At 49.7% G+C, this 1047-nt stretch carries 1 protein-coding gene; it reads right to left on the reverse strand.

Annotated elements, in window-relative coordinates:
- Positions 1 to 438: 438 nt before the first annotated feature.
- The gene (locus tag FD28_RS06660; RefSeq protein ID WP_235806864.1) at positions 439 to 846 is read right to left on the reverse strand and encodes an iron-sulfur cluster biosynthesis family protein; all 408 of its coding nucleotides are present in this window, start codon (positions 844 to 846) and stop codon (positions 439 to 441) included.
- Between the last annotated feature and the right edge of the window lie 201 nt (positions 847 to 1047).

Genomic DNA, 1047 nt, shown 5'->3' on the forward strand with positions numbered 1-1047 from the left:
TCAAGAGCGGTCTCGGACCTCGCTTTGAGCCGAAAAATTAGCGTCTCAAAGGCGCCATTTTCCAAGTAGCCCGCTTGGAAAATCCCACGGCTGAGCCCAAATTTAGCTCACTCACGGCTACATAGATTGTCATCAAATACTGGAGACAAACACCGTTCAACACTAGCGGTCCGCACACTGACATCGTGGTTAAAAACGATCATAACCGGAGGTGGCCAAAGATGGAGCCAGACGTGACGACGGTGTTAGCCGATGACTTTCGGCTTACAGCGTGGGACGTGTTTGGAGACTGACGTTTTTTGTCAGGCTTCAAACCGAGCCGGAGGACCGCTTCTCAGGCCGCAGGCGGTCCCCACAGCAGGCGGAATCTTTGGCAACCGCAGGTGAAGGCTAACACCAATTTAGTCCCCACCTGGTCAGCTTGCGGACAGGGTTTTGTTAACAGATGCGTGTGCCCAACGTTTGCATTTCCTTTTTGAGATCTAATTTTGATTTTTCGGCCGCCGTGTAGGTGATCAGACCCACTGCGCTGTCGAGGACGCCGCTATCATCGCGCAGGGCGAGCTGATTGAAGACGCGATCCAGGATCAGGCCATTGCTCAGATACAGTTCGGTATCGGCATTGGTCTTGATGGTCAAGCCGGCATTGTTCGTTACAGAAATGGGGTAGTCCGGATCCGCATCTGTCAAGGCGACAAATTGGAATTTATCACCGATCGCACAGGTGCCACCCACCGTGGAATACCGATTGGAACCATCATCGGTGGTTAATAACAACACGCTACCTGGCTGAACATGCGCATCCAAGTATGCCTTCGCTGCTTCTTTAATCGTGATTTCCATCATTCATTTCCCTCTTTCTTGCCAACCACAAGTTAATTAGTTGTGCACAATTAACTATAGCGTGGTTGGCTCTTTTTGTAAATCAATTCGCCTCGCCCAGACCACGTAAAAAGGATCAGACCGAATGCCACCACACAATGACAATTCAGGGTTCTAAAATATCTGTTGTTGGTAATCAATCTATTTGATTACTGGCAGCAGATA

This window comes from Levilactobacillus hammesii DSM 16381, assembly GCF_001434395.1.
Lineage (GTDB): Bacteria > Bacillota > Bacilli > Lactobacillales > Lactobacillaceae > Levilactobacillus > Levilactobacillus hammesii.